19 protein-coding genes are annotated in these 23018 nt (G+C 64.6%); 6 read left to right on the top strand and 13 right to left on the bottom strand.

Annotation, left to right across the window (positions count from 1 at the left end; translation table 11 throughout):
* Positions 1 to 110: 110 nt before the first annotated feature.
* Positions 111 to 389 (bottom strand): hypothetical protein, encoded by a 279-nt coding sequence (locus PQR53_RS20490; protein ID WP_408457618.1) that lies wholly within the window; start codon positions 387 to 389, stop codon positions 111 to 113.
* A gap of 344 nt (positions 390 to 733) precedes the next feature.
* On the opposite strand from PQR53_RS20490, the gene PQR53_RS20485 reads away from it, so the two are divergent.
* Together PQR53_RS20485 and PQR53_RS20480 are read left to right on the top strand one after the other, a co-directional pair.
* Positions 734 to 1309, top strand: a complete 576-nt coding sequence (locus tag PQR53_RS20485) for a glycine zipper family protein (RefSeq protein WP_408457616.1) — start codon at positions 734 to 736, stop codon at positions 1307 to 1309.
* A 291-nt stretch (positions 1310 to 1600) separates the two neighbouring features.
* A complete protein-coding gene (locus PQR53_RS20480; protein ID WP_408457613.1) occupies positions 1601 to 3394 on the top strand; it encodes a pyrrolo-quinoline quinone in 1794 nt (597 codons plus the stop codon).
* Between the two features lie 193 nt (positions 3395 to 3587).
* On the opposite strand, the gene PQR53_RS20475 is transcribed toward PQR53_RS20480, so the two are convergent.
* Together PQR53_RS20475 and clpP are read right to left on the bottom strand one after the other, a co-directional pair.
* The gene (locus PQR53_RS20475) at positions 3588 to 5024 is read right to left on the bottom strand and encodes an NYN domain-containing protein (RefSeq protein ID WP_408457611.1); all 1437 of its coding nucleotides are present in this window, start codon (positions 5022 to 5024) and stop codon (positions 3588 to 3590) included.
* A gap of 189 nt (positions 5025 to 5213) precedes the next feature.
* The gene (gene clpP, locus PQR53_RS20470) at positions 5214 to 5861 is read right to left on the bottom strand and encodes an ATP-dependent Clp endopeptidase proteolytic subunit ClpP (protein WP_408457608.1); all 648 of its coding nucleotides are present in this window, start codon (positions 5859 to 5861) and stop codon (positions 5214 to 5216) included.
* Positions 5862 to 6166: 305 nt separating this feature from the next.
* On the opposite strand from clpP, the gene PQR53_RS20465 reads away from it, so the two are divergent.
* The gene (locus PQR53_RS20465; RefSeq protein ID WP_408457605.1) at positions 6167 to 7141 is read left to right on the top strand and encodes a sigma-70 family RNA polymerase sigma factor; all 975 of its coding nucleotides are present in this window, start codon (positions 6167 to 6169) and stop codon (positions 7139 to 7141) included.
* Here PQR53_RS20465 and PQR53_RS20460 read toward each other — a convergent pair.
* The 3 genes from PQR53_RS20460 to PQR53_RS20450 form a co-directional block, all read right to left on the bottom strand.
* Positions 7097 to 8371, bottom strand: a complete 1275-nt coding sequence (locus tag PQR53_RS20460) for an EAL domain-containing protein (protein WP_408458041.1) — start codon at positions 8369 to 8371, stop codon at positions 7097 to 7099. The genes PQR53_RS20465 and PQR53_RS20460 overlap by 45 nt on opposite strands.
* A gap of 252 nt (positions 8372 to 8623) precedes the next feature.
* The gene (mdtD, locus tag PQR53_RS20455; protein WP_408457602.1) at positions 8624 to 10081 is read right to left on the bottom strand and encodes a multidrug transporter subunit MdtD; all 1458 of its coding nucleotides are present in this window, start codon (positions 10079 to 10081) and stop codon (positions 8624 to 8626) included.
* Positions 10082 to 10209: 128 nt separating this feature from the next.
* Positions 10210 to 11628 carry an aminotransferase-like domain-containing protein gene (locus PQR53_RS20450; protein WP_408457599.1) on the bottom strand — a complete coding sequence of 473 codons (1419 nt, stop codon included), beginning with the start codon at positions 11626 to 11628 and terminating at the stop codon, positions 10210 to 10212.
* Between the two features lie 163 nt (positions 11629 to 11791).
* On the opposite strand from PQR53_RS20450, the gene PQR53_RS20445 reads away from it, so the two are divergent.
* The gene (locus PQR53_RS20445) at positions 11792 to 12097 is read left to right on the top strand and encodes a DUF2917 domain-containing protein (protein WP_408457596.1); all 306 of its coding nucleotides are present in this window, start codon (positions 11792 to 11794) and stop codon (positions 12095 to 12097) included.
* Between the two features lie 62 nt (positions 12098 to 12159).
* Here PQR53_RS20445 and PQR53_RS20440 read toward each other — a convergent pair whose 3' ends face one another.
* Positions 12160 to 13395, bottom strand: coding sequence for a citrate/2-methylcitrate synthase (locus tag PQR53_RS20440; RefSeq protein WP_408457593.1), 1236 nt, complete (start codon positions 13393 to 13395; stop codon positions 12160 to 12162).
* A 116-nt stretch (positions 13396 to 13511) separates the two neighbouring features.
* On the opposite strand from PQR53_RS20440, the gene PQR53_RS20435 reads away from it, so the two are divergent.
* Positions 13512 to 14909 (top strand): CoA transferase, encoded by a 1398-nt coding sequence (locus PQR53_RS20435; protein ID WP_408457590.1) that lies wholly within the window; start codon positions 13512 to 13514, stop codon positions 14907 to 14909.
* A gap of 10 nt (positions 14910 to 14919) precedes the next feature.
* On the opposite strand, the gene PQR53_RS20430 is transcribed toward PQR53_RS20435, so the two are convergent.
* Entirely contained in the window at positions 14920 to 15666 is a 747-nt protein-coding gene (locus PQR53_RS20430; RefSeq protein WP_408457588.1) for a GntR family transcriptional regulator, read from the bottom strand.
* A 227-nt stretch (positions 15667 to 15893) separates the two neighbouring features.
* Between PQR53_RS20430 and PQR53_RS20425 the strand changes: the two genes are divergently transcribed.
* Positions 15894 to 16739, top strand: a complete 846-nt coding sequence (locus tag PQR53_RS20425) for an aldo/keto reductase (protein ID WP_408457586.1) — start codon at positions 15894 to 15896, stop codon at positions 16737 to 16739.
* A 91-nt stretch (positions 16740 to 16830) separates the two neighbouring features.
* Here PQR53_RS20425 and PQR53_RS20420 read toward each other — a convergent pair whose 3' ends face one another.
* From PQR53_RS20420 to PQR53_RS20400, 5 genes are all read right to left on the bottom strand, one after another.
* Positions 16831 to 17325, bottom strand: coding sequence for a transmembrane protein 119 (locus PQR53_RS20420; RefSeq protein ID WP_408457583.1), 495 nt, complete (start codon positions 17323 to 17325; stop codon positions 16831 to 16833).
* A 240-nt stretch (positions 17326 to 17565) separates the two neighbouring features.
* Positions 17566 to 18213, bottom strand: coding sequence for a hypothetical protein (locus PQR53_RS20415; RefSeq protein WP_408457581.1), 648 nt, complete (start codon positions 18211 to 18213; stop codon positions 17566 to 17568).
* A gap of 719 nt (positions 18214 to 18932) precedes the next feature.
* The gene (locus tag PQR53_RS20410; RefSeq protein WP_408457578.1) at positions 18933 to 21110 is read right to left on the bottom strand and encodes an ABC transporter ATP-binding protein; all 2178 of its coding nucleotides are present in this window, start codon (positions 21108 to 21110) and stop codon (positions 18933 to 18935) included.
* Positions 21107 to 21985, bottom strand: a complete 879-nt coding sequence (locus tag PQR53_RS20405) for an ABC transporter permease (RefSeq protein ID WP_408457576.1) — start codon at positions 21983 to 21985, stop codon at positions 21107 to 21109. Before PQR53_RS20405 ends, PQR53_RS20410 begins: the two co-directional genes overlap by 4 nt.
* Positions 21982 to 22992: an ABC transporter permease gene (locus tag PQR53_RS20400; protein ID WP_408457574.1), complete on the bottom strand. Its 1011-nt coding sequence runs from the start codon at positions 22990 to 22992 to the stop codon at positions 21982 to 21984. Before PQR53_RS20400 ends, PQR53_RS20405 begins: the two co-directional genes overlap by 4 nt.
* Positions 22993 to 23018: the final 26 nt, after the last annotated feature.

Genomic DNA, 23018 nt, shown 5'->3' with positions numbered 1-23018 from the left:
TGACACCGGGTGGTCTATCCACAGCGAGTGAAAGCTTTGTCACAGTTGGTAACTGCGGCGAGGTCAGCGGACCATTGCACCGCATTGATTCAGACCTTGCGCGCGTTCGTTCAGGGCTGTGCCGACGCGGCCCCGGTCGTATCGGAATCACCCGACATTTGCCGGTGGTGACGGCCGCCGCGCCCGCCGCTGCCAGGCGAAACCGAACTCGCCGGCGCGGGCGGCAGCGGGTGATTGATGTACTGGAAATTCTGCGCGATCGACGCACTGGGAAATGTCGTGGTGGACGGTTCGAGCACACTGCTCTGGACTGTCGTATTCGACTGCGCGAAAACGGGCGACATGCAGGCGGCGTAAGCCGTCGCCGCTACGAAAACAAGCCGGTTCATCGAGTCATCCTCTGTTTTATAGACTGTGGCCATTGAGCGGGAGGGCAATATGCCAGCTCGCCCAGTCGGACTGCCTTGGCATGCCAGGGACCGTGCCGTTCGACGAGCGAATTGCGCAATGTTGGCGCGAGCCAGTTTAGGCCGCGCGCTGCGAAAACAGATTGCGGCCTCACTTACAAGCGTTACCCGATATGACGTGACTGAGTGCGGCTGGCGGCCGCGATGCCGTCCGCGCGGACGAGGGCGGGAAATGTAAGCGAAAAACTTTCTGTAACGATCGTGTAACCAGGAAGGGCGCCGTTTGGCCTAACGTTTGAATTCCAATGTCTTAGAAGCGCACCAACATGAACTCCAGCACCAAATCGATAAGCATCGCCATTCCGGCCGCGGTCGTTGCGCTCGCGCTCGGCGGTTGCGCGGTCATGCCGCCGGGCGGTCCGAGTGTGGTGGCCCTGCCGCGCAGCGGCGAGCCGCTCGGGCAGTTCCAGCAGGACGACTATGCATGTCGCGACTACGCGAACCGTTCGACCGACCCGAACGCGGCCGCCCAGGCGGCAACCACGAACAGTGTGAATAGTGCGGCGCTCGGCACGCTCGGGGGCGCCGCCGTCGGCGCATTGATCGGCGCGGCGGCGGGCAATCCCGGCGCGGGTGCGGCGATTGGGGCGGGCAGTGGCTTGTTGATCGGCGGCGCGAATGGGGCGAATGGCGCGCAGTATTCCGCCGCCGGCCTGCAAGCGCGCTACGACGCCGCCTACGCGCAGTGCATGACCTCGAAGGGCAACACCATTTCGCAGCCGCAGGCGCCGGCCTACTATGCACCGCAACCGGCCTATTACGCACCGCAGCCGTATTACTATGCGCCGCCGCCGAGGTATGTCGCCCCGCCCCCGGTGATGTACGCGCCTTACCCGTACTGAGGTCGATTCGCCGACGCGCATCACAGAAACTCACCGCTTGCGCGACGGAGCAGGCAAGTTTGTTGCTGTAAAGCTTTCGTCATGTCTGGCGGAAAGACACGAAACGATGGCGGCAAGCGGTCCGGCAAAGGGCGTAGGTTGGGGACAAGGGCTAGGGTTGCCGGGTGACTGGCGCTCCTGTGCAGCCCGCAAACTCCACTCTATCCCTGCCGGCCAACGCCGTTTCTGACTTCGCCGTTCGACGTAGCCCGGCGTACGGATGTGGCCGGGCATCGTGCAAGCGAGGCGACTATGCAGCGACCACAAACCGGGCAGTTCAATCCGAGAGTGTGGTCCCGCGTGTGCGGGTGGCTGGGCGTTGCATTCGTCTGCGCCTGCTTCCTTTCTTGCGGCGGGGGCTCGGGCGGAACATCAGGTACCGCCTTGGTTCCGGCGGGCGGCAGCGGCAGCGGCAGTACCGGTGGCTCGACCGGCAGCGGCGCGGGGAGCACGGGCAGCACCGGCAGCACGGGCAGCACCGGCAGCACGGGCGGCACCGGTTCAAGCGGGCCGGGCACCACACCCACTGGAACGACAACGGCCTTCGCCACCGACGTGCTGATGCATCACAACGATCTCGCCCGCACCGGGCAGATGCTTGCCGAGACGACGCTTACACCCGCTAACGTTAAATCATCCGGCTTCGGCAAGGTGGCGTTTCTCGCCGCGGACGGCAAGGTCGATGCGCAACCGCTGTTTGTGACCAGTTTGCCGATTGGCGGCACGCCGCATGACGTGGTCTACGTCGCGACCGAACACGACAGTGTGTACGCCTATGACGCCACCAGCTTCGCCCAGTTGTGGAAGGTCTCCCTGGTCGGCAATGGCGAGACACCCAGTGACGATCACGGTTGCCAGGACATCACGCCGGAAATCGGCATTACGTCGACGCCGGTGATCGATCGCAATCGCGGCACGAATGGCGTGCTGTATGCGGTGGCGATGACCAGGGACGGCAGCGGTGCGTACCACCATCGTTTGCACGCGCTCGATCTGACCACGGGGGCCGAGGTGCTCGGCGGCCCGACGGAGATCGCGGCGACGTTCCCCGGCAACGGCGCGGGGAGCGTCAACGGCGTCATCACGTTTCCTCCGTCGCTGCACACCGTACGCGCGGCCCTTACGCTGGTCGGCGGCAACGTCTATATGGGCTGGACTGCGCACTGCATGTCGGGCGCCTACACCGGCTGGTTGATGGCCTATAACGCCGCTACGCTCAAGCAGACCGGCGTGTTCGACGTCGCGCCGAACGGCAGCCAGGGTTCGATCTGGATGGCCGGTTCGGGGATGGCGTCGGACGGCACGTCGATTTACGTGGTGGACGGCAACGGCACATTCGGCGCCACGCTGAACGCGCAGGGCTTTCCGGCCGACGGCGACTTCGGCAACTCGCTGATGAAGCTGTCGTTAGCAAACCTGCAGGTCACCGATTACTTCGCGATGGACAACGTCGTGTCCGAGGCAAACACGGACAACGATTTCGGCTCGGGCGGCGTGATGCTGTTGCCGGATCAGACGACCACGGCTGGCGTTGTCAAGCACCTGGCGGTGGCGGCCGGCAAGGACAACCTGATCTACGTGGTCGATCGCGACTCGATGGGCAAATTCAGTCCGACTGCGAACAATAACTGGCAGGTGTTGACCGGTACGCTCGCGGGCGGCATCTGGGGTTCGCCGGCTTACTACAACGGGGTGGTGTACTACGGCGGCATGGGCGACAGCCTGAAGGCGCTGCCGGTCTCGGGTGCATTTCTCGCGACTACTGCTTCATCAAGGAGTGCAATCACCTTTGTTTATCCCGGCGCGACACCGGCCGTGTCGGCCAACGGCGCGAGCAACGGCATTGTCTGGGCGGCGGAAAACGGCGCGACGGGCGCGTTGCATGCGTACGACGCGGGTAATCTTGGGAATGAGTTGTACAACAGCAATCAGGCCGGTGCACGCGATCAATGGGGCGCGGGCAATAAGTTCATCACGCCGATGATCGCGCGAGGGAAAGTGTATGTGGGCGCGACTAATGGGGTGGCTGTGTTTGGGTTGCTTTGAGCGTTGCGGGTTTGGTTGCGGGTAGCGGGTGCAGGTGTACTCACGGTCGCAGCGCCGCTAGCTGGTGACTGTGTGCTCTGCTGGCGCCGTCGCGGTTTCAGGCCGATCGCCGCGCTTGCGGGCGGAAATGGGAAAAGCCCCTGTTCATCACGAGCAGGGGCTTTTTGTTGTTGCTGCGTTTATACGGCGGCGCTTACTCCGCGTCGCTCGTTGCCGCTGTCTTACGCGGACGACGGCTGCGCGGCGCGGTTTTGCGCGCGGCCTTTTTTGCCGCCACGGGCGCCTCTTCCGCGCTGACGGACGGCTCCGGTGCTTCGGCAGGCGCCGCGATCTCCGGAATGTCATCGATGGTTCGCGGGGTAGCCTTTTTCGCCTTCTTCGCCGCCGTCTTGCGTGGTGCGCGTTCCTTGCGGCGTTTGGGTTGGGCAACGCTCTCTTCCTGCGCCTCTTCGTTGCCTACCGCGAACGGCGGTTGAGCTGCAAAGGTTTCCGGTTCCGCCCAAGCCGCTTCTGGCTGTTCGAAGTTGGGCTCGCCGGTTGACGGCGATTGCGGCTGCACGTCTTCCGTGTGAACTTGGGCGTGACCGCTGCGCCCCGTCGCAGCGCGCTCTTCGTGAGAGGCTTCCTGCTGTCCACCACGGCCGGTCTTGCGATTGCCCCGGCCACGGCGGCGTGACTCGTGCTTGCCGCCCGACTCGGCGACCACGGTCTCGGCAACCTGTGCCTCATACATCTGTTCCGCCGATTCACCAGCTTCGACGGGCTCGCTCACGTTCTCGACGCCCACATTGACAGCCGTGTCCCGATAAACATAAGCGCCTGACTTCTCGTCGCGGCCGAACTCGAGCAGCCCGCGCGCCTGCGCCTCTTCCAGCAGATTGCCGAACGCGCGAAAACCGTAGTACGTCTCGTTGAAATCCGGCTTACGACGCTTGATCGCGTTCTTCAACACCGACGCCCAGATCTTGCCACTGTCGCCACGTTCGGATGCGAGCGCATCGAACGTTTGCACCGCGATCTCGACCGCTTTGGTACGGCGCTTTTCGAGGTCTTCCTTATTGCGCGACTTTTCTTCGTCGGGCGCACGCTTGGCCGTCTGCTGCGCGGCCTGTTGCGGGCGGGACGATTCGCGTTTGGCTACCGTGCGCTGACTTTCGCGCACGAGGTCGTCGTAAAAGAAGAATTCGTCGCAGTTTGCGATCAGCAGATCAGAGGTGGATTGCTGCACGCCGACGCCGATCACCTGCTTGGCGTTCTCGCGCAGCTTTGACACTAGCGGCGAGAAGTCCGAGTCGCCACTGATGATGACGAAGGTATTGACGTGCGATTTCGTGTAGCACAGGTCGAGTGCGTCGACCACAAGCCGGATGTCAGCGGAATTCTTGCCCGATTGGCGCACGTGCGGAATCTCGATCAACTCGAAATTGGCCTCGTGCATCGCGCCTTTGAAACTCTTGTAGCGGTCCCAGTCGCAATACGCCTTCTTCACGACAATGCTGCCCTTGAGCAGCAGACGTTCGAGCACCAGCTTGATGTCGAACTTGTCGTACTTCGCATCGCGCACGCCGAGCGCAACGTTTTCGAAGTCGCAGAATAGCGCCATGCTGACGGTTTCATTGGATGACGCCATGAATATCTCCATTGAAGCGATCGTCAAATTCGACGAATCGCGACCATGATAGCGGCTCCGGCGGAGGTGATCAGCTTTTGTGTTCCTGGCACACCGATAGGGCAGGTGAAAAACGTTCGGAATGGAGGACTTTAGCGGCAACGCCTTGGGCTGTCTTCAATGACGAGGACGACCGCCCGACCTGGCGCGCTACATGTCACGATGACGAGCTGGATCGTGTAGCGCCGCGCGGGTTTCCAGCACCTCGTCGACGAGGCCATACGCCTTTGCGCCGTGGGCTGACATGAAGTTGTCGCGGTCGGTGTCGCGCACGATCTCCTCGATGCTGCGCCCGGTGCGCTCGGCCATCATCGTGTTGAGGCGTTCGCGTAGGTAGAGCACCTCTTTGGCCTGGATTTCGACGTCGGCAGCGGTGCCCTGACTGCCGCCCGACGGTTGATGGATCATGATGCGCGCGTTCGGCAGAGCGTACCGCTTGCCGCGCTGACCGGCCGTCAGCAAAAACGTCCCCATGCTGGCGGCAAAGCCGGTGCATAAGGTCGACACCTCGGGCTTGATGAACTGCATCGTGTCGTAGATGGCGAGGCCGTCATACACTGAGCCGCCCGGCGAGTTGATGTAAAAAGAAATATCCTTGTCGGGATTCTCGGATTCCAGAAACAGCAGCTGCGCGACGATCAGACTGGCCGACTGCTCGTTCACCGGTCCGACCAGAAAAACGATCCGCTCGCGCAGCAGACGCGAATAAATGTCGTAAGCGCGCTCGCCGCGGCCGGACTGCTCGATCACGGTGGGCACAAGGCCGAGGTCGGTGACAGAGGGATAGCTGGAATACATGTTTGCCTCGTTTTAGGTGGCGCCGTGCCGATTAGCCGGGAGGGTGGGTGTTTCGAACAGCCGCGCATCCGTTGCGCCGTTCGTTGCCCATATGACGGAGGAGCCCGAGGTAGCGTGACAGGAATATTTTTGCGTCGGACTGTCACATTCACCCATGCTGGGCCGTCAAGCTGAAAAAGGATGCCGATGCAGCAGTGCGCCCGGACAATGTTGCACGCAGGCACGCAAGCGAGGCAGGCTGCTAACTAGACAAGCACGCATGGCGTCGCGCGCTTTTTCACCATCCACGATCTGGAGGTCTACGCATGACGGAACAAGAAATCGACAAGGCATCCAGCTTCGAGGCTGTGCGTGCCCGCCTGCTCGCGCTCGCGTACCGGATGCTCGGCAGCCGGGCCGAAGCGGAAGACGTGGTACAGGACGTCTGGCTCAAATGGCATCTCGGCGAGGCACAAGAGGTGCGGACACCGGCCGCATGGCTTACCACGCTCACCACGCGCGTGGCGATCGACCGGCTGCGCCACGTACAGCGTGAACGCGCATCACAGGCCGCGGGTTGGCTGCCGGAGCCCTGGCTCGACGAGGTGGCGCCATCGGCGGAAGAACTGGTCTTGCGCGCGGCGGAGATGTCGTATGGCGTGATGCTCCTGCTCGAGCGTCTGAAACCGGATGAGCGCGCGGCATTCGTACTGCATGAAGCTTTCGATTGTGACTACGCGGAGATTGCAAAAATCCTCGACCGTACGCCCGCCAGTTGCCGTCAGATCGTTCACCGGGCGAAGGCGCGTCTGCAGCGCGCGGGTGCGCCTCTGGAACGGCCCGATCCAGCCGCGCATGCGCGGATCGTGGAGCGCCTGCGCACAGCGCTGGAGGCGCAGGATCGAGTGGGCTTGCTGCATTTGTTTAGCGATGCGCCTGAAGTTGTCAGCGACGTGCCAGTGTGCACGCAGGAACTGGCGCCGGTGGCCTGGATGGAGACGGTGACCGCGCTCGCGCATCAGGCGAGCCATGCAGAGGTGGTGTCGGTCGAAGGCGCAATGTGTATTGCGTTGCTCTCCGAAGGCGAGGTTGTCGGCGTCATCGACGTGTCCACGCAAAGTCTTGCGGACGGTTCGGTGAAGATCGTCGCGTTGCGCGCCGTCACCAGCGCGGTGCGTTTGCAGGCGGCCAACCGCTTGCTGGGTCGCGCGGCCGTCATGAAGCTGCTCGCGCAGATCCAGCAGAACACCGTTGCCTCAATTACGATGCGCAGCGACTTCCCAGTTGATGTCGACGCATAGTACCTGTGTACCGTGCGGCGTATGCGCGGCGATCGAGGCCGTCACGCACAGGTGCGCCTCGTTGATCGACAGGTAGGGCGGGGTGAGGTGCACGTGGCCGGGCATGCGCATCGCCTGAATGAAGTACGGGCGGCGTTCCCAGCTCGCGCCTTCCGAATGCAGCAACGGCCGGAAGCGCTTGGCGCGTTGCGAAGCACGCCCCGGTGGTAGCACGTTGTCGCCGATCTGCCGCCCCGAACCGTCGAGTACGAAGCAACGTGCCGTTTCGCCGAGCGTGAGCAGCGGCGCCGTCGCCTGGGTAACCGATTCCCCGGCCACGAGTTGGGCAGCCGCCGTTTCCAGCGCCGTGACATAGGGCGCAAGCCGCGCGGACTGTACGCGTTCGCGCGTCGCGACCCGTTCGCGTAGCGCGGCCGAGAGCGAGTCCATCAAACCGGCCGCCGCCTGCGGTTTCACCGGTTCGACGCTGGGACCTGCGAAGAACGCACCCTGCACGAAGTCGACGTTGCATTCGAGCGCGATCAGCGCATCGCGCTCGGTGCTCAGGCCGCCCATCAGCACCAGTTGGCCGGATTCGTGCAGCAGCGAGACAAGGCCCGGCAACACGCGTTCGATGTGCGAGTGCTCGCTCGCTTGCGCGAGGATGCAGCGGTCGAGCGTGACGATGTCCGGACGCAGATTCCAGACCCGGTCGATGTTCGAATGCTTCGCGCCGAAGCCGTCCAGCGCGATCAGGAAGCCGGACTTGCGCAACGCGTCGACGATTTCGGCGAAGCGCGTGGTTTCACCACCTGCCTGTTCGGACACTTCCAGCACCACTCGTTGGGGCGGCAGGCCGAGCGCCTTGAGGCCGGCGAGCAGTGCGTCGCCGTAACTGGTGTCCATCAGCGCCGCCGGGTGCAGGCTCAGGAAAAGCCATTCGTCGTGGCTGTCGAATGCATTGAAATTGCCCAGATGGAGCGATTCGGCGAGACGCCCGAGTTCCAGCAAGTCGCCGCGCCGTGCCGCCTGCGTGAACACTTCGTGCGACGGCACTTGCAGCGCATGTTCGTCGTGTGCGCGCAGCGAAGCGTGATAACCGATCGCGCGCCGGTGCGACACGGAGAAAACCGGCTGGAACACGCTGAAAACGGTGTAGCCGCCGTACAGAACGGTGCGCCGGGAACCCTCGTCGCCGGCCATCGGGCGCGGCGGCTGGAAGCCGGGAGGATCGAGTTCGATCATGCTCATCATGTCAGTCGTGTGGAGGTTGCGGCGCGCTCGCATGCTCGATATGAGCCGGCACGCGCAAAATGTGAGTTTACAGGATAGGCGAGCAAGAACTATGCGCGAGCGGAAACATACTGCACGCGCCGGGTTGCCCCGGTCAGTCGGACGATTGTGCGCCAGCGCAGGTGCGAAAGCGATGACTCGCACTTCGGTGGTGCGACTCACGCCCCGTTGCGGGTCGGCGACGAGGGGCGTGGTGAATAACCGCGAAGCTCAGGTCCGCTCCGAAGGATCTGTCTTTCTCCCCAGCGTGCGGATGTCCGGCGACAGTTGCGCGAAGATCCACGAGGTGCCCGCGGTGATGATGCCGACACACAGGAACGTCGCATGGAACGCGGGCAGCGAATTGGCGGCCGTCACGCGCGGCAGGAGGCCGGTGAAAGTGGCGAGTAATGCACCTGCCACCGTCACGCCGAGACTCATCGACAGCATCTGCACCAGCGAGAACAGGCTGTTGCCGCTGCTCGCGCCCCCGGTGCCCAGGTCCTTGAGCGTCAGCGTGTTCATCGCGGTGAACTGCATCGAATTGACGCCACCGAAGAACGCGAGTTGCACAAGCCTCAACCACATCGGCTGGCCGGCGGTGGTGAGCGCGAAGCTCGCCATGGTCAGGCCCACCAGCACCGTGTTGATGATCAGCACGCGCCGGTAGCTGTATTTGACGATTAGCGTCGTGACAACGCGTTTGGCGACCATGCCTGCTGCGGCCACCGGCAGCATCATCATGCCGGCTTCGAAGGCGCTATAGCCCAGACTCACCTGCAAGAGCAGAGGGATCAGATACGGCATCGCGCCGCTGCCGATTCGCGCGAACAGATTGCCGAGCAGTCCGACGCTGAAGGTGTGGATTTTGAACAGATCGAGCGGGAAGATCGGCGCGGGCTCGCGCACGGCGTGCAAACCATAGGCGACGAAGCTGGCGAGGCTCAGGATCAGCAGCACCAGCACGGTAGCGTGCTGAATGCCAAACTCGGTGCGGCCGTCGAGCGCAAACGAAATCGCCACCATGCCGACGATCAGCAGCAAATAGCCTTTCAGATCGAACTTGCCGGTGTGCTCGTTACGGCTATCCGGCATAAAGATAAACGTGGCGATGCAGCCTACGATCCCCACCGGCACGTTGATCAGAAAGATCCAATGCCATGACGCGATCTTCACGAGCCAGCCGCCGAGCGTCGGGCCGATCAGCGGCCCGATGAGCCCTGGAATCGCCACGAACGACAGGGCGGACAAATAGCGTTCCGCCGGAAAGGTGCGCAGCACCGCCAAGCGTCCGACCGGCAGCAGCATTGCCCCGCCCACGCCTTGCATGATGCGGTAGACCACCAGTTGATTCAGGGTATGCGCGTTGGCGCACAGCAGTGAGCCAACTCCGAACACGAGGATCGCGCTGAAAAACACGCGCCGCGTGCCGAGTTTGTCGGCGAGCCAGCCGGATACCGGAATCATCACCGCCATTGTCAGCGAATAGGCGATCACAACCGATTGCATGCGCAATGGCAACTCGCCGAGGCTCGTCGCCATCGCGGGGAGCGCGGTGTTGACGATGGTCGAATCGAGCGTCTGCATGAAGAAGCCGGTGGCGACGAGCCACAGCATCACGGTCAGCGAGCGGGCCGAGGGGAGTGATGCGGCGGGGGCGGAGGCGGGCTGGGTCGGCGGCGTGGGCATGAAGGGCGGCTGGGCGCGCGGGGACGGGCTGGACTCGCTATTCTAGGGAAAAGCGTGGCCCGGCGCAGCGGATATTCCGCTTGGATCGCCCCAACGCAAGCAGCGCAAGCGACGAACCGCCAAGCAGATCACCCCACCGCGGGCAACGCCGCGGCAGCACGGAAAAACGCCTGCGCACGCGGCTCGTTGCCGAATGCCGCGTGAATCCGGATCCACGGGCTCACTTCCATGTTTGGCCGGAAATAGCTGCCGGGCAGCACTGTCACGCCGAGCGGCGCGCCGCATGCCACCAGCCGTTCGGCATTGTCGACGTGCGGCACGCGTGCCCACACGAACTTGCCGCCGACGGGCTTTTCGAACAGCTCCCAGCCAGCGTCTTCGAGTATCTGAATGGTCGAGCCGAGCGCGTCGCGCATGCGGCGGCGCAGGCGCTCCAGATACTTGCGATACGCGCCGCGCTCCAGCAGCGATACGGCGACCGCTTCGGCAAAGCGCGAAGCGCCGAGGCTCGTCAGCATCTTGATGTCGACCAGATCCTTGATGATCGAGTGGCTCGCCACCACGCAGCCGATTCGCAGCGAGGACGACAGCGTCTTCGACAAACCGCCAACGTAGATCACGTGTTCGAGTTGGTCGAGGGTCGCGAGACGGTCGGTGAGGTCGGTCTGGAAGTCGGCGTAGATGTCGTCTTCGATGATGGTGAAGCCGTGCTCACGCGCCAGTTGCAGCAGCCGGAATGCCACCGGCGGCGCGACCGTGGTGCCGGTCGGGTTGTGGAACACCGTGTTGATGAACATCAGCTTCGGCCGATGCAGTTGCAACTGCGCCTGCAACACATCGAGATCGGGGCCGTTGCGAGTACGCGGAATGCCGATCAGCTTGACGCCGTGCAGCTTCAGCAGACCGTACAGGTTGTAGTAGCCGGGGTCCTCGACGAACATCGTGTCGCCGGCTTTGAGCATGTAGCGCATCAGCAGATCGAGCGCCTGGCTCGCGCCGTTGGTGATCAGAATCTGCGAAGCGTCCGCTTGAATCCCCAACTGTCCGATGCGGCCTTGCAGGTGTTCGCGCAAGGTCAGATTGCCGAGCGGGGTCGCGTAATCGATCATGCTTGCGGTGTCGGTGCGCGACACATGGCGGATCGCCTGCGCGAGGCTGTCGGTGTCGCGCCACGCATCGGGAATGAAGCCGCTGCCGAGTTTGAGCGTCTCGCCCGGGTGGTTGAACTGCTGGAGGATGTGCCCCGATTCGTCCTCGGCGCGACGCGGGTCCGAGGTGCCCTGGCATTGCGTGCTCACTGGCAGACGGTCGGCGACATAGAAGCCAGAGCCGTGACGCGAGTCGACATAGCCGAGCGACACCAATCGGTCGTAGGCCTCGATCACGGGGAAACGGCTCACGCCGTAGTCGGCTGCGAACTGACGGATCGACGGCAGCTTTGCGCCAGGGTGGGCAGTGCGTGAACGAATCCATGCGGTAACGCCCCTGACGATCTGCTCGGTGAGCGGTACGCGATTATCCCGATCGAGCTGGATTTCGAGTTTCATGTGGTTCTTCCTCCTTCACGCAAAAACGAAGCGCAACCGCCACCAACTGTCAGGTTTTTCGACTGAACAGTTCCGATATAAGTGTTCGGAACTGTGTATGGGTATCCGATGATCGCACGTCAATAATCGGTACAACAGAAAAGTTCTTTGAAGGAGAACAGCGATGCGTGAAGTCCGTATTTTTGAACTGGAACATGGCGAGCCCACGGCGGCCTGGCGTGTCGCGCGTCCGTCGATCTTCAAGGTGATCTCGGGCGAGATCTGGCTGACCGTCGAAGGCGACAGCGTGGATCACTGGCTGGCAACCGGACAATCGACGGAGTTACCGCGCGGGGCGGTGGCGTGGATCAGCGCAGGGCATGCCGGCGCGCGTTTCGCGCTGGCGAGCGGCTCAGAACGCGCTCCAACACGGCCACTGCGCGGTTTGCCGATATTGAACTGGTTGCCCCGCTGGTTGGGCGTGGCGTGACGCGGCAAGCAAGCGCGGCAACTGCGTAACGTGGCTGCCCTGGCCGCAAGGATCGCTGCGGCTCAACTCTCCACCTCATACTCCCCGATATAACGCGCGCGCGGCCGGATCAACCGGCCGTCGCGCGTCTGTTCCATTGCATGAGCGATCCAGCCGACCACCCGGCCGACCGCGAACAGGGTGAACGCGGCGCCAACCGGCAAGCCGAGGACCCGTTCGATGGCGGCGAGCGCAAAGTCGACGGTCGGTTCCGCGCCGGTCGTGTCGCGCACCGCGCGCGCGAGCGCCTGCACTTCGCCCAGCGGCGAGCGGGTCGGCGCGCAGTCGGCGAGCATGCCGAGCAGCAGGCGCGCACGCGGGTCACCGTCGGGATAAAGCGGATGGCCGAAGCCTGATAGCACCGGCCCATGCGCGCCGTGTTCGTGGCGCGCAAGCCGGTTCGCGAGATAGCGATCGAGATCGGGCGCGCGCGACGCTTCATCGAGCAGCGCGGCAATCCGCACGGTCTCGCCGCCGTGCCGAGGCCCGGCCAACGCGGCCAGACCACCCGCCACGGCGCCGAACAGATGCGTTCCCGTCGACGTGATGCAGCGAACCGTGAAGGTGGACGCGTTCAGTTCATGATCCGCGCATGCCACCAGCGCCGCGCGCAGCAGCCCGGCCTGTTGCCGGTTGCGCACGCTCCACGCCGAAGCCAGCTGCCTGTGCAGCGGCTCGTTCGACGGCGCCGCCGAGACCATCGCGGCGGCCAGCAGCCGCATGACCGTGCAAGCGGTATCGAGTTGCGCATCGCGACCGAGCGCCCAGACTCGCGGCATTTGCGCCGCGGCGGCCGGCAGCAGCACGAGCGCGCGGTCGAGCGGCGTGCTGTCGCTCCAGAGCTTGAGCCACGCCGCCCACTGGGCAGCGGCGAAAGGCACGGCCGGTGCGTCGGCGATACGTCTGACACTGCATTCCCACAGCAACGCCGCGACATCTTCCAGCGAGGCGGTGCGCGCCAGCTCCATGGCGTCATGCCCGCGGTACAGCAGGCGGCCGTCGGCCACCAGCGTGATCGACGATTCGAGCACCGGCACGCCCCAGTCCAGCACTTTCTGCGCGACCTTGCCGGCGCGCTTGCCGTCCTCCTTGCGCCGCGCAAGCCGCCGCACTTCGCCGGGGTCGTAGAGACGGTGCTTGCCTTGCGCATCCGGCGACGAGCTCAGCATGCCGCGACTGACATAGGCATACAGCGTAGCCAGGCTGATGCCGAGCGTGGCGGCGGCTTCGGCAGCGGTCAGGGAAGGGGAGGCAGGCATGGAAACGGAGAGAAACCGAAGAAATCAATATATATTGATTATCATAATCAAGATTGATTGCAACGTGGCGGAATTCTAGACTCGGTTCACTTTGTTCCTGTTCCCATCTGAACGCCATGACGCCTGAACTCGCTCTCAAACATATCTGGACGGTTGCGGAATGCGACCCGACCGCGCTGAGGTCCGTTTCGCTTGCCGGTACCGATCCGGGCTTGCCGTCGGTCTATCGGGTCGGCACGCTGGCCTCGGCGACGATCGCCGCAAACGGTCTTGCGGCTGCCGAGTACCAGCGCTTGCGCACGGGGCATCGGCAGCACGTCACGGTGGAGATGCGGCGCGCGCTGGCCTCTTTTCGCAGCGAGCGCTATCTGCGCATCGACGATGGGCCGCCGCCCGCCTTGCGCGATCCGGTGATGGGTTTCTACGCGACGCGAGACGGCCGCTGGATTCAACTGCACACGAACTTTCCGCATCATCTCGCAGGGGTGCTGAAGGTACTCGGCTGCGCGAACGATCGCGCGGCGGTGGCCGACGCGATTCGCGGCTGGGATGGCGCGACGCTCGACCAGACGCTCGCCGACGCCGGCTTATGCGCCGCACTGATTCGCACGCCCGACGAGTGGGCCGCGCTCGATCAGGCGAAAGCGATTGCGAGTTTGCCCTTGTTCGAGATCGAGCGCATTGGCGACGCGCCGGTCGAACCGCCGCGGCGAGGCGCTGCGGAGCGGCCGCTGGCGGGTGTGCGGGTGCTCGATCTGTCGCGCATCATTGCGGGACCGGTGGCGGGGCGCGCGCTCGCACAGCATGGCGCCGACGTGCTGATGATCACCGGTCCGCACTTGCCGAACATTGCGCCGCTGGTGATCGACAACGGGCGCGGCAAGCGCTCGGCGGTCGTCGATCTGCGCGACGCAGCGGGGCGGGAAACGTTACGTGGCCTCGCCGGCGACGCCGATGTGTTCCTGCAGGCGTACCGGCCGGGGGCGCTCACCGCTCATGGGTTTGGTCCCGAGGAAGTGGCGCGGATACGGCCTGGGATCGTGTATGTCTCCGTTTGCGCTTATGGACACAAGGGGCCGTGGGCAGTGCGGCGCGGCTTCGATAGTCTGGTGCAGTCGGCGAGTGGAATTGCCTTCACCGAACGCGAGGCGGCGGGATGGGATGAGCCGAAGCATTTGCCGTGTCAGGCATTGGATCATGCTACCGGGTATCTGGCCGCGTTCGGCGCGATGGCCGCGTTGGCGCGGCGAGCCACCGAAGGCGGGAGCTGGCACGTAAGAGTATCGCTCGCGCAGACGGGGCGGTGGTTGCAGTCGTTTGGATTACTTCCCGACGGCTGGAAGGCGCCCGATGTCTCGATCGACGATGTACGGGATTGCCTTGCGACTGTTCAGTCCGAGTTCGGGCGTGTTCTCGGGGTGCTGCCGGCCGAGCGTCTGGATGAGACGCCCGCCTATTTTGCGTTGCCGCCGGCCCGGATCGGGGCGCATGAGGCGAAATGGGCGCAACGGTAGGGATGCCCGCCTATTTCCTCAACTCCGCTACGAAATCGTAGTAGTCGTTCCGGCAATAGGTATCGGTCAGTTCGATCGCTCGCTGATCCGCCGTATACCCGACGCGCGTGATCAGCAGCAGTGCCTCGTTGGGGGCAATGCTCATCTGCTGCGCGATCTCTTCGGTTGCATTCACCGCGCGAAAATGCTGTAGCGCGCGCACAATCCCCAGTCCGCGATTTTCCAGGTACGTGTATAAGGAATCGCCAATCGCCTGAGGATCAGGAATCACCGCGGCGGGGAACGTCGAGTTCTCCACGGCCATTACGATCCCGTCGGCGAGGCGCAGGCGCCTCAAGCGCGTCACGGCAGCCGCGGGCGACAAGCCCAGTTGAATCACCTCGTCGCGATTAGCCGGCGAAATCTCCCGCGACAACCACTTCGAGCTTGGCGTAAAACCGCGCCGCCGCAGCATCTCGCTGAAACTCGACAGACGCGACAGCGGATCGTCGTAGCGCGGCGTGATAAAGCTGCCCGCGCCCTGAGTGCGGCGGATCAATCCCTGTTCGACCAGCAGGGCAATGGCTTTGCGCGAGGTGATCCGCGATACGCCGAGCGCTTCGGACAGCACGCGCTCGGAGGGCAGGGCCTCGCCCGCGTTCCAGCGATTTTCGTGAATCGCCGTGCCGAGCTTGCGAGCAAGTTGCAGATAAAGCGGCGTGTCGTTTTCCGGGTCCGGGCGCAGGTCGCGCCAGCGGTCTTCCGAGGCAGAGGTCATGGGGCTCACGCAAGAAGGGCAAGGAGCAATTCTAAGACATCGGCGCGCTCCGTTATAGCGGGCTTTTGCCTGGTGCCCGATCCAATATCCGCGCAACCGCTAAACTCGTCCCTATGATTTCCGTAGCATGCGCTGCAGCGTCGATCGATGTGCGCGCATCGACCTGCACGCGTTGCCGTATGCGCGTGGCGCGCCGCTTAGCCAATTCAGCCATTTCGAGGAGAAACATGACGACCGATATCGCGAGCGTAAGCCTGCCCGACGGCGAACGCATTCCGAAACTGGGACAGGGCACCTGGGAGATGGGTGAACACCCGTCGCGTCGCGCGGCGGAAATCGCCGCGCTGCGATGCGGCATCGAACTCGGCATGACGGTGATCGATACCGCGGAAATGTACGGCGACGGCGCCACCGAATCGCTCGTCGGGGAAGCGCTGGCGGGGCTGCGCGATCAGGTCTTTCTGGTCAGCAAGGTGTATCCGCATAACGCCGGCCGGCGCGGCGTGGTCGCGGCGTGCGAACAGAGCCTCAAGCGTCTGAAAACCGATCGGCTCGATCTGTATCTGCTGCACTGGCGCGGCTCGGTGCCGCTCGCGGAAACCGTCGAGGCATTCGAGGCATTACGCCGCGCGGGCAAGATTCGCCATTGGGGCGTCAGCAACTTCGATACCGACGATATGGAGGAACTCGTCGCCACACCTGGCGGCGAGGCATGCGCGACCAATCAGATTCTCTACAACGTCGCGCGCCGCGGTTCGGAATTCGACCTGTTGCCATGGCTTGCCGCGCGCAACATGCCGACGATGGCGTACAGCCCGGTCGATCACGCGCGTTTGCCGAAGCGCTCGCCACTCGACGACATCGCCGACGCACGCGGCGTTTCGGTGTTCCAGGTGGCGCTCGCGTGGGTGTTGCAACGGCCGGGCGTGTTCGCAATTCCGAAGGCGGGCCGCGTCGAGCACGTGCGCGACAACCATCGGGCCGCGCAACTGCAACTCGGTGCGCCTGAACTCGCTGCCATCGACACGTATTTCAAACCGCCGCGCAGCAAGCGGCCACTCGAAATGCTGTGAGCGCAGTGGCGGCGGTTAGCGAATGGCAACCGCTCTGCAGCCGCCTTTGCAATCGGCGCGCGCGCCGCTGCGGCGGCCTGCGCCAGCATCGTCAATTGCAGCTATGGTGCATGTGGACGGAGCCTAGAACGGCGACTTCCGCGGGCGTGTGTTTGAGCGAATCTTCGTTGACCTGGGCGGCGTCGGCGACGAATTCGTCGACGATCGACGACACCTGGATATTGCGCAGACATAGCGACACCCGCTGCGTTTCGTTGGGCGGCAGCGACGCGCGCTGACCGAGGAACAGCACGCCGTACTGATAACCGTGGATGATGCCGCGGATCGCTCCGACGCATTGGCCTTGCGCGACGTTGTCGGTTTTCTGTTTGCAGGTCTGCGCGAGCGAATAGGCGGAGAAGGTGGGATCGACAGGCGGGGCGGCTTGCGACAGGGTTTGTGGCTGCGGTTGGGTCGACGTGGCCGGGGTTTGAGGAGGGGTTTGCGCCGGGGTTTGCGCATGAGCGAGCGACGCGAGGCCGAGCGCGGTGACCATCAGCAGGCCGGTGGCCGTGCGCGCCATGAAGTGGGGGACGTTTCGTCGCATGTTGTGTTGCCCTCATATCGAACGTTGAATTTGATATGAGGCAATCGCTCCGGTTTGGTTCCGGTCACGTACGAGGCGATCGATTGTTTTGGTTTTAACCGCCCCATACGCCTACACCCAGGTGACCGGCCTCGGGCGGTGACGTTCGACCGGGGGATCGAGACATCACCGCCGATGCCGGCGGACTGCGGACGGGATCCGGGAATCTGCCGTTAGCGACGGGTAGGGCGCGGGGGCCCCCTACCCGAGAAGCAGGCGACTGTTAATGCCCGTTCCCTCCGCCATTGCCACCACCGTTACCGCCGCTACCCTTGCCTCCGTGACCGCCGCCGAAGCCTCCGCCAAAGCCACCGCCGAACCCGCCACCGAAGCCGCCGCCAAAACCGCCACCGAAGCCACCACCGCTGCCAGGGCCGCCTCCTTTTCCACCGCCAGGGCCGCCGCTGGAGCCACCACCGCAACCGCAGCCGCCGCTCCCGCTGCTGCCGCCGCCACTGCTTCCACCGCCGCTGCTGCCGCCGCCACTGCTTCCACCGCCGCTGCTTCCACCGCCGCTGCTGCCGCCGCCGCTGCTGCCGCCGCCACTGCTTCCACCGCCGCTGCTGCCGCCGCCGCTGCTGCCGCCGCCACTGCTTCCACCGCCGCTGCTTCCGCCACCACTGCTGCCGCCGCCGCTGCTTCCGCCACCACTGCTACCGCCGCCGCTGCTTCCATTGCCACTGCTTCCGCCACCACCGCTTCCACCACCGTTACCCTTACCGGCGCCGCCGCCCGTGCCTCCACCGGCACCGTTGCCACTCGCACCATTGTTGCCCGCGCTCGCCGCACCGTTGCCGCTGCCGCCACCACGCTGCACGCACCCGCCGACATTGCTGGTGGTGCAGTCATGCGGCTGAAACACCACGGCCGCATCGTCGGCGGCCGTCGGTTCGCCGGGCGCGGTGCCGGTGGCCACCGCGCCTGCCGCGGAACCTTCGTCCTGCGCGAGCTGCGTCGCGCCGTGCGTGCCGCTCGCAGGCAACGGCGCATCGGCAAGCACGATCCATTTGGGAATCACATCGGTCGACGCCGGGTAGGCGACCTGGGTCGCCAGCAACGCCACGCCCGCCGCGATTGCCGCACTCCGTATGACCCCACAGTAGTACTGATTGAATCTTCTGGTCTTCATCGCATCTCTCCCGAGGGAAGGTCGACACCTCGTGCTGCCATCTCTCACGCTGATTCGCCAGCGGTGTGCCTGTCTGAACGCGGGCCTCGTCGTCCCCCGGATCTGCATTGCGGATGCGAGTCAAACGCCCTCACTGTCTTCCCGGCTTTGCAGCCAGTGCGCTGACAAGCGCCTGCCCGGGCTTGCGCAGGCACCGTCCGGGCGCGCTTCGTGGTCTATCGCTTCTTGCCAGGGCGATTCGCACGAGCGGCGCTTCCGACTCTGCTCCGGTCTGTTCGGCTTCGAATCTCTGGACAGTAATTAGCGATATCCATGCCATTGCCTGCAAAGCCTTGTGGCGACAGATGCCGAATAGGGATGTGCGATGCCCGCGAGGGAAAAACGCATGAAAACGTTTCGGCGATGAAACGCGTGGGCGGAAAGCCGTTTTTATCGCACGCTATTCGTTGCGCGCGGCATTTTCCGGTGCGTTTTCCGAGCCGCTGCCGGAGGCCTTGCCGGTGTCATCGACGTGATTGCGCGGGGCGGCTTGCAGCGCACGCAATTCGTCGACGGGGATGTGGCAGCGGATGCGATGCGCGGACGGCTGGGCAGAATCGCCGCCGGCTTCGAGGAAGGGTGGGTCCTGCTGCTCGCAGATTGCCCCGAGTTTGCGCGGGCAACGCGTATGGAACACGCAGCCGGATGGCGGCGACGCCGCGCTCGGCAGATCGCCGGAGAGGCGTATGCGCGCTCTGTTCTCGTGGGCGTCGAGCGTCGGCACCGAAGACAGCAGCGCTTCGGTGTAAGGATGGTGCGGACCGTCGAACACCGCGGCCGCCGGTCCGATCTCCAGCAACCGGCCGAGGTACAGCACCGCGATGCGATCCGACAGATAGCGCACCACGTGCAGATCGTGCGAGATGAATACGTAGCTCACGCCACGCTCGCGTTGCAGGTCGGCGAGCAGGTTGAGAATCGCGGCCTGCACGGAGACGTCGAGTGCGGACGTGGGTTCGTCGCAGACCACCACGCGCGGCTCACCGGCAAACGCGCGCGCGATCGCCACACGCTGCTTGAGTCCGCCGGACAGCTGACGCGTGCGCGAGCCGAGATAGCGCTCGGGCAAACGCACGGCGGCCGTCAAGGTGGCGAGCCTTTCGTCGATCGCGGCGCCCCGCAACGCGGTAAGGCGCGACAACGCACGGCCGATCAGCCGCTTCACCGAATGCGCGCGATTGAGCGCCGAGTCTGGATTCTGGAACACGATCTGCATCGACTTGACCTGCTCGTCGTTGCGTCGCGTGACGCGCGCGGCGAGTGGCGTGCCGTCGAGTTCGAGCACGCTGCCCGCGTCCGGGGTGAGCAGCCCGAGCATCAGTTTCGCGAGCGTCGTCTTGCCGCTGCCGGATTCGCCGACGAGGCCGAGCGTTTCGCCGCTGGCGAGATCGATCGAGACGTTATCCACGGCGCGCAGCGGGACGCCGGACACGTGGAATGTCTTCGAGAGTTTCTCCGCGCGCAGCACGATGGCAGGGCGCGCGCTGTCACGTAACGCATCGTCGTGCCGGGGTAGCGCTTCCGCGGTCGCACGCGGCAGGTCGATGGCGCGTTCGTGGTAATGGCAGCGCGACATCTGATCGCCGTGCGCGGCGCTCACGCGATACGGCGGCGGTGCTTCACGGCGGCAGCGGTCGTCGGCGAGGCGGCAGCGGTCCGCGTAAATGCAGCCTTGCGTGACCGAACCTGGCAAGGGCAGATTGCCCGCAATGGTGTCGAGCCTCTCGGTGTCCTTGTTGCGTCCCGTGCCCGGCAAGCAGCGCAGCAGTCCAACCGTATAGGGATGACGTGGCCGCGCGAACACGTCCTGGGTCGCGCCTTCCTCGACCAGCTTGCCGGCATACAACACGCCGATGCGCTCGCACATCCGCCCGATCACCGCGAGGTTGTGGCTGATGAACAGCACGGCCGTGCCGAGTTCTTCACGCAGTTGTGCCACGAGGTCGAGCACTTCGGCTTCGACGGTGGCGTCGAGTCCGGTGGTCGGTTCGTCGAGAATCAGCAGGGCGGGGTTCGAGGCGAGCGCCATTGCAATGACCACGCGCTGCTGCATGCCACCCGACAGCTGATGCGGGTAGCTCGCCATCACGCGCTCGGGCGACGCGATGCGCACGCGTTCCAATATCTCGACTGTGCGCCGCAGCGCTTCGTCACGCGAGGCACCGGCTGCTTCGAATGCTTCCGTGACTTGCCGCGAGATCGTCAGTGACGGATTCAATGCGCGCCCGGGGTCCTGATAGACCATCGAGATCGCGTTCGCGCGCATCGAGCGCAACGCATCCGCATCGAGCTTCTGCACGTCCTGACCGGCGATGATGATCTTGCCGGCCTTCACCTTGCCGTTGCGCGGCAGATAACGCAGCGCCGCCATCGCGACCGTCGATTTGCCGCAACCCGATTCGCCGACGAGGCCATACGCTTCGCCACGCCGCACACGGAACGATATGTCCTGCAGCACTTCGCGATCGCGTCCGCGCATCCGGTACGTGACCGTCAGCCCGACCACGGTCAGCGCATCCGTGCGATCGCTCTTCGAAACATCGAAGGCGGGGAACGAGGCGGGCGGCGGGCCGTTCATCGGTCGAGCACTCCTTGCACGCTATCGGCGATCAGATTCACGCCGACCACCAGTGAGGCGATGGCGCCGGCGGCGAAGACGACCGTCCACCACGCACCGCCTGCCATCAGCGTGTACGACTCGGACAACGCGAGTCCCCAGTCGGCGGAAGGCGGCTGGATGCCGAAGCCGAGAAACGACAGCGTCGCGACCGCGAAAATCGCATAGCCGAGCCGCACGGTCGCTTCGACGATGATCGGCGGCAGCACGTTCGGCAGAATCTCCGCGAACATGATGTACAGCGCGCGTTCGCCGCGCAGTTGCGCGGCGGCGACGTAGTCCAGATGCCGTTCGGCGAACACGGCGGCGCGTACGGTACGCGCGGTGATCGGCATGAAGGTGATGCCGATCACGAGGATCACGGTCAAGTTCGATGCCCCGACCGCGGCCAGTGCGAGCAACGCGACGATCACGAGCGGCAGCGCGAGCACAGCGTCGATCGCGCGGCCCACTACGTTGTCGACCCAGCCCTCGAAGTAGCCGACGATCAACCCGAGCGCCGTTCCCGCGACCGTGCCGAGCAAGGTCGCCAAAGGCGCGATGGTCAGGATGTCGCGCGCGCCGACGATCACTCGCGAGAACACGTCGCGGCCGAGCTGATCGGTGCCGAACCAATGCGTGCTGTCGGGCGGCATCAGCGAGTTGAGCGGATCGGACGCATACGGGTCGATCCGCACGATCCATTGCCCGGCGAGCGCGCAGACGATCCACCATCCAACGATCAACACGCCGATCACAAAGGTGGGCGAGCGCAGCAGCACGCGCAGCTGGTCGAAGCGCGGTTCTGCAGCCGGACGTGCGGCAGGCGGCGTGGCCGGCGGAACGATGGTGCTCATTCGGCGCTCCTCACTCGCAGTCGCGGATTCAGTAGAACATGCAGCGCATCGGCGACGAGATTGGCGACGGTGTACACGACGCCGATCGTCAGCACGCCTGCTTCAAGCATCGGAAAGTCCTTGGCTTTGGCGGCGTTGTAGATCAATGAGCCGATACCTTGATAGTGGAACAGCGTCTCCACCACCACGAGGCCGCCGATCATGTAACCGAGCTGCGTCGCGGCGACGGTGATGGTCGGCAGCAGCGCATTGCGCAACACGTGACGCCAGATCACAGTGTGGCGCGGCAAGCCTTTGAGGATCGCCGTGCGCGTGTAGTCCGCATCGAGCGCCTCGACGGTGCCCGCGCGCGCCATGCGCGCGATGTAGCCGAAGAACACCAGCACCAACGGCAGCACCGGCAGGATCAGATGCCGCAGTTGTTCGAGCGCGCCCGCTTCGGGCGGATACGACGCTTCGATCGGCAGCCAACGCAGCCACACACCGAACACCAGGATCAGCACGATCGACGAGACGAATTCCGGCACCACGGTTGCCGACAAGCCGGCGATGCTGATGGTGCGATCGAGCCAGCGCCCTGCGTGCATGGCCGACCACACGCCGCCCGCAATGCCGAGCGGCACGACGACGATAAACGCAAGCAAACCGAGCTTGGCCGAATGCGCCAGAGCGTCGGCGATAAACGGCCCGACCGGTTCGCGATACGCATAGGACAGCCCCATATCGCCGCGCACGAAATGCGAGATCCACTCGACGTACTGAGTCATGAGCGGCCGGTCCGCGCCAAGCTGATGATTGAGCGCCGCGACCGCGCGCGCATCGGCGAGCGGCCCGAGTACCGCACGGCCGATATCGCCGGGCAGCAACTGACCGCCGGCGAAGACGATCACCGACAACAGCCACAGTGTGATCAACGACAAGCCGACCCGCGTCGCCAGAAATCGCACGACGCGGCCGGCGTTGCCGCTCGAGGCCGGGGACGCGGAAGGGGTCACCGTGGTCGACATCGTGATCTCCTGCCAAAGAAGCGCCG

Origin of the sequence: Paraburkholderia fungorum (assembly GCF_046027605.1) — a bacterium.
Lineage (GTDB): Bacteria > Pseudomonadota > Gammaproteobacteria > Burkholderiales > Burkholderiaceae > Paraburkholderia > Paraburkholderia fungorum_F.
Note: the sequence above shows the minus strand (reverse complement) of the source record. Positions and strands in the feature narration are given on the sequence as shown.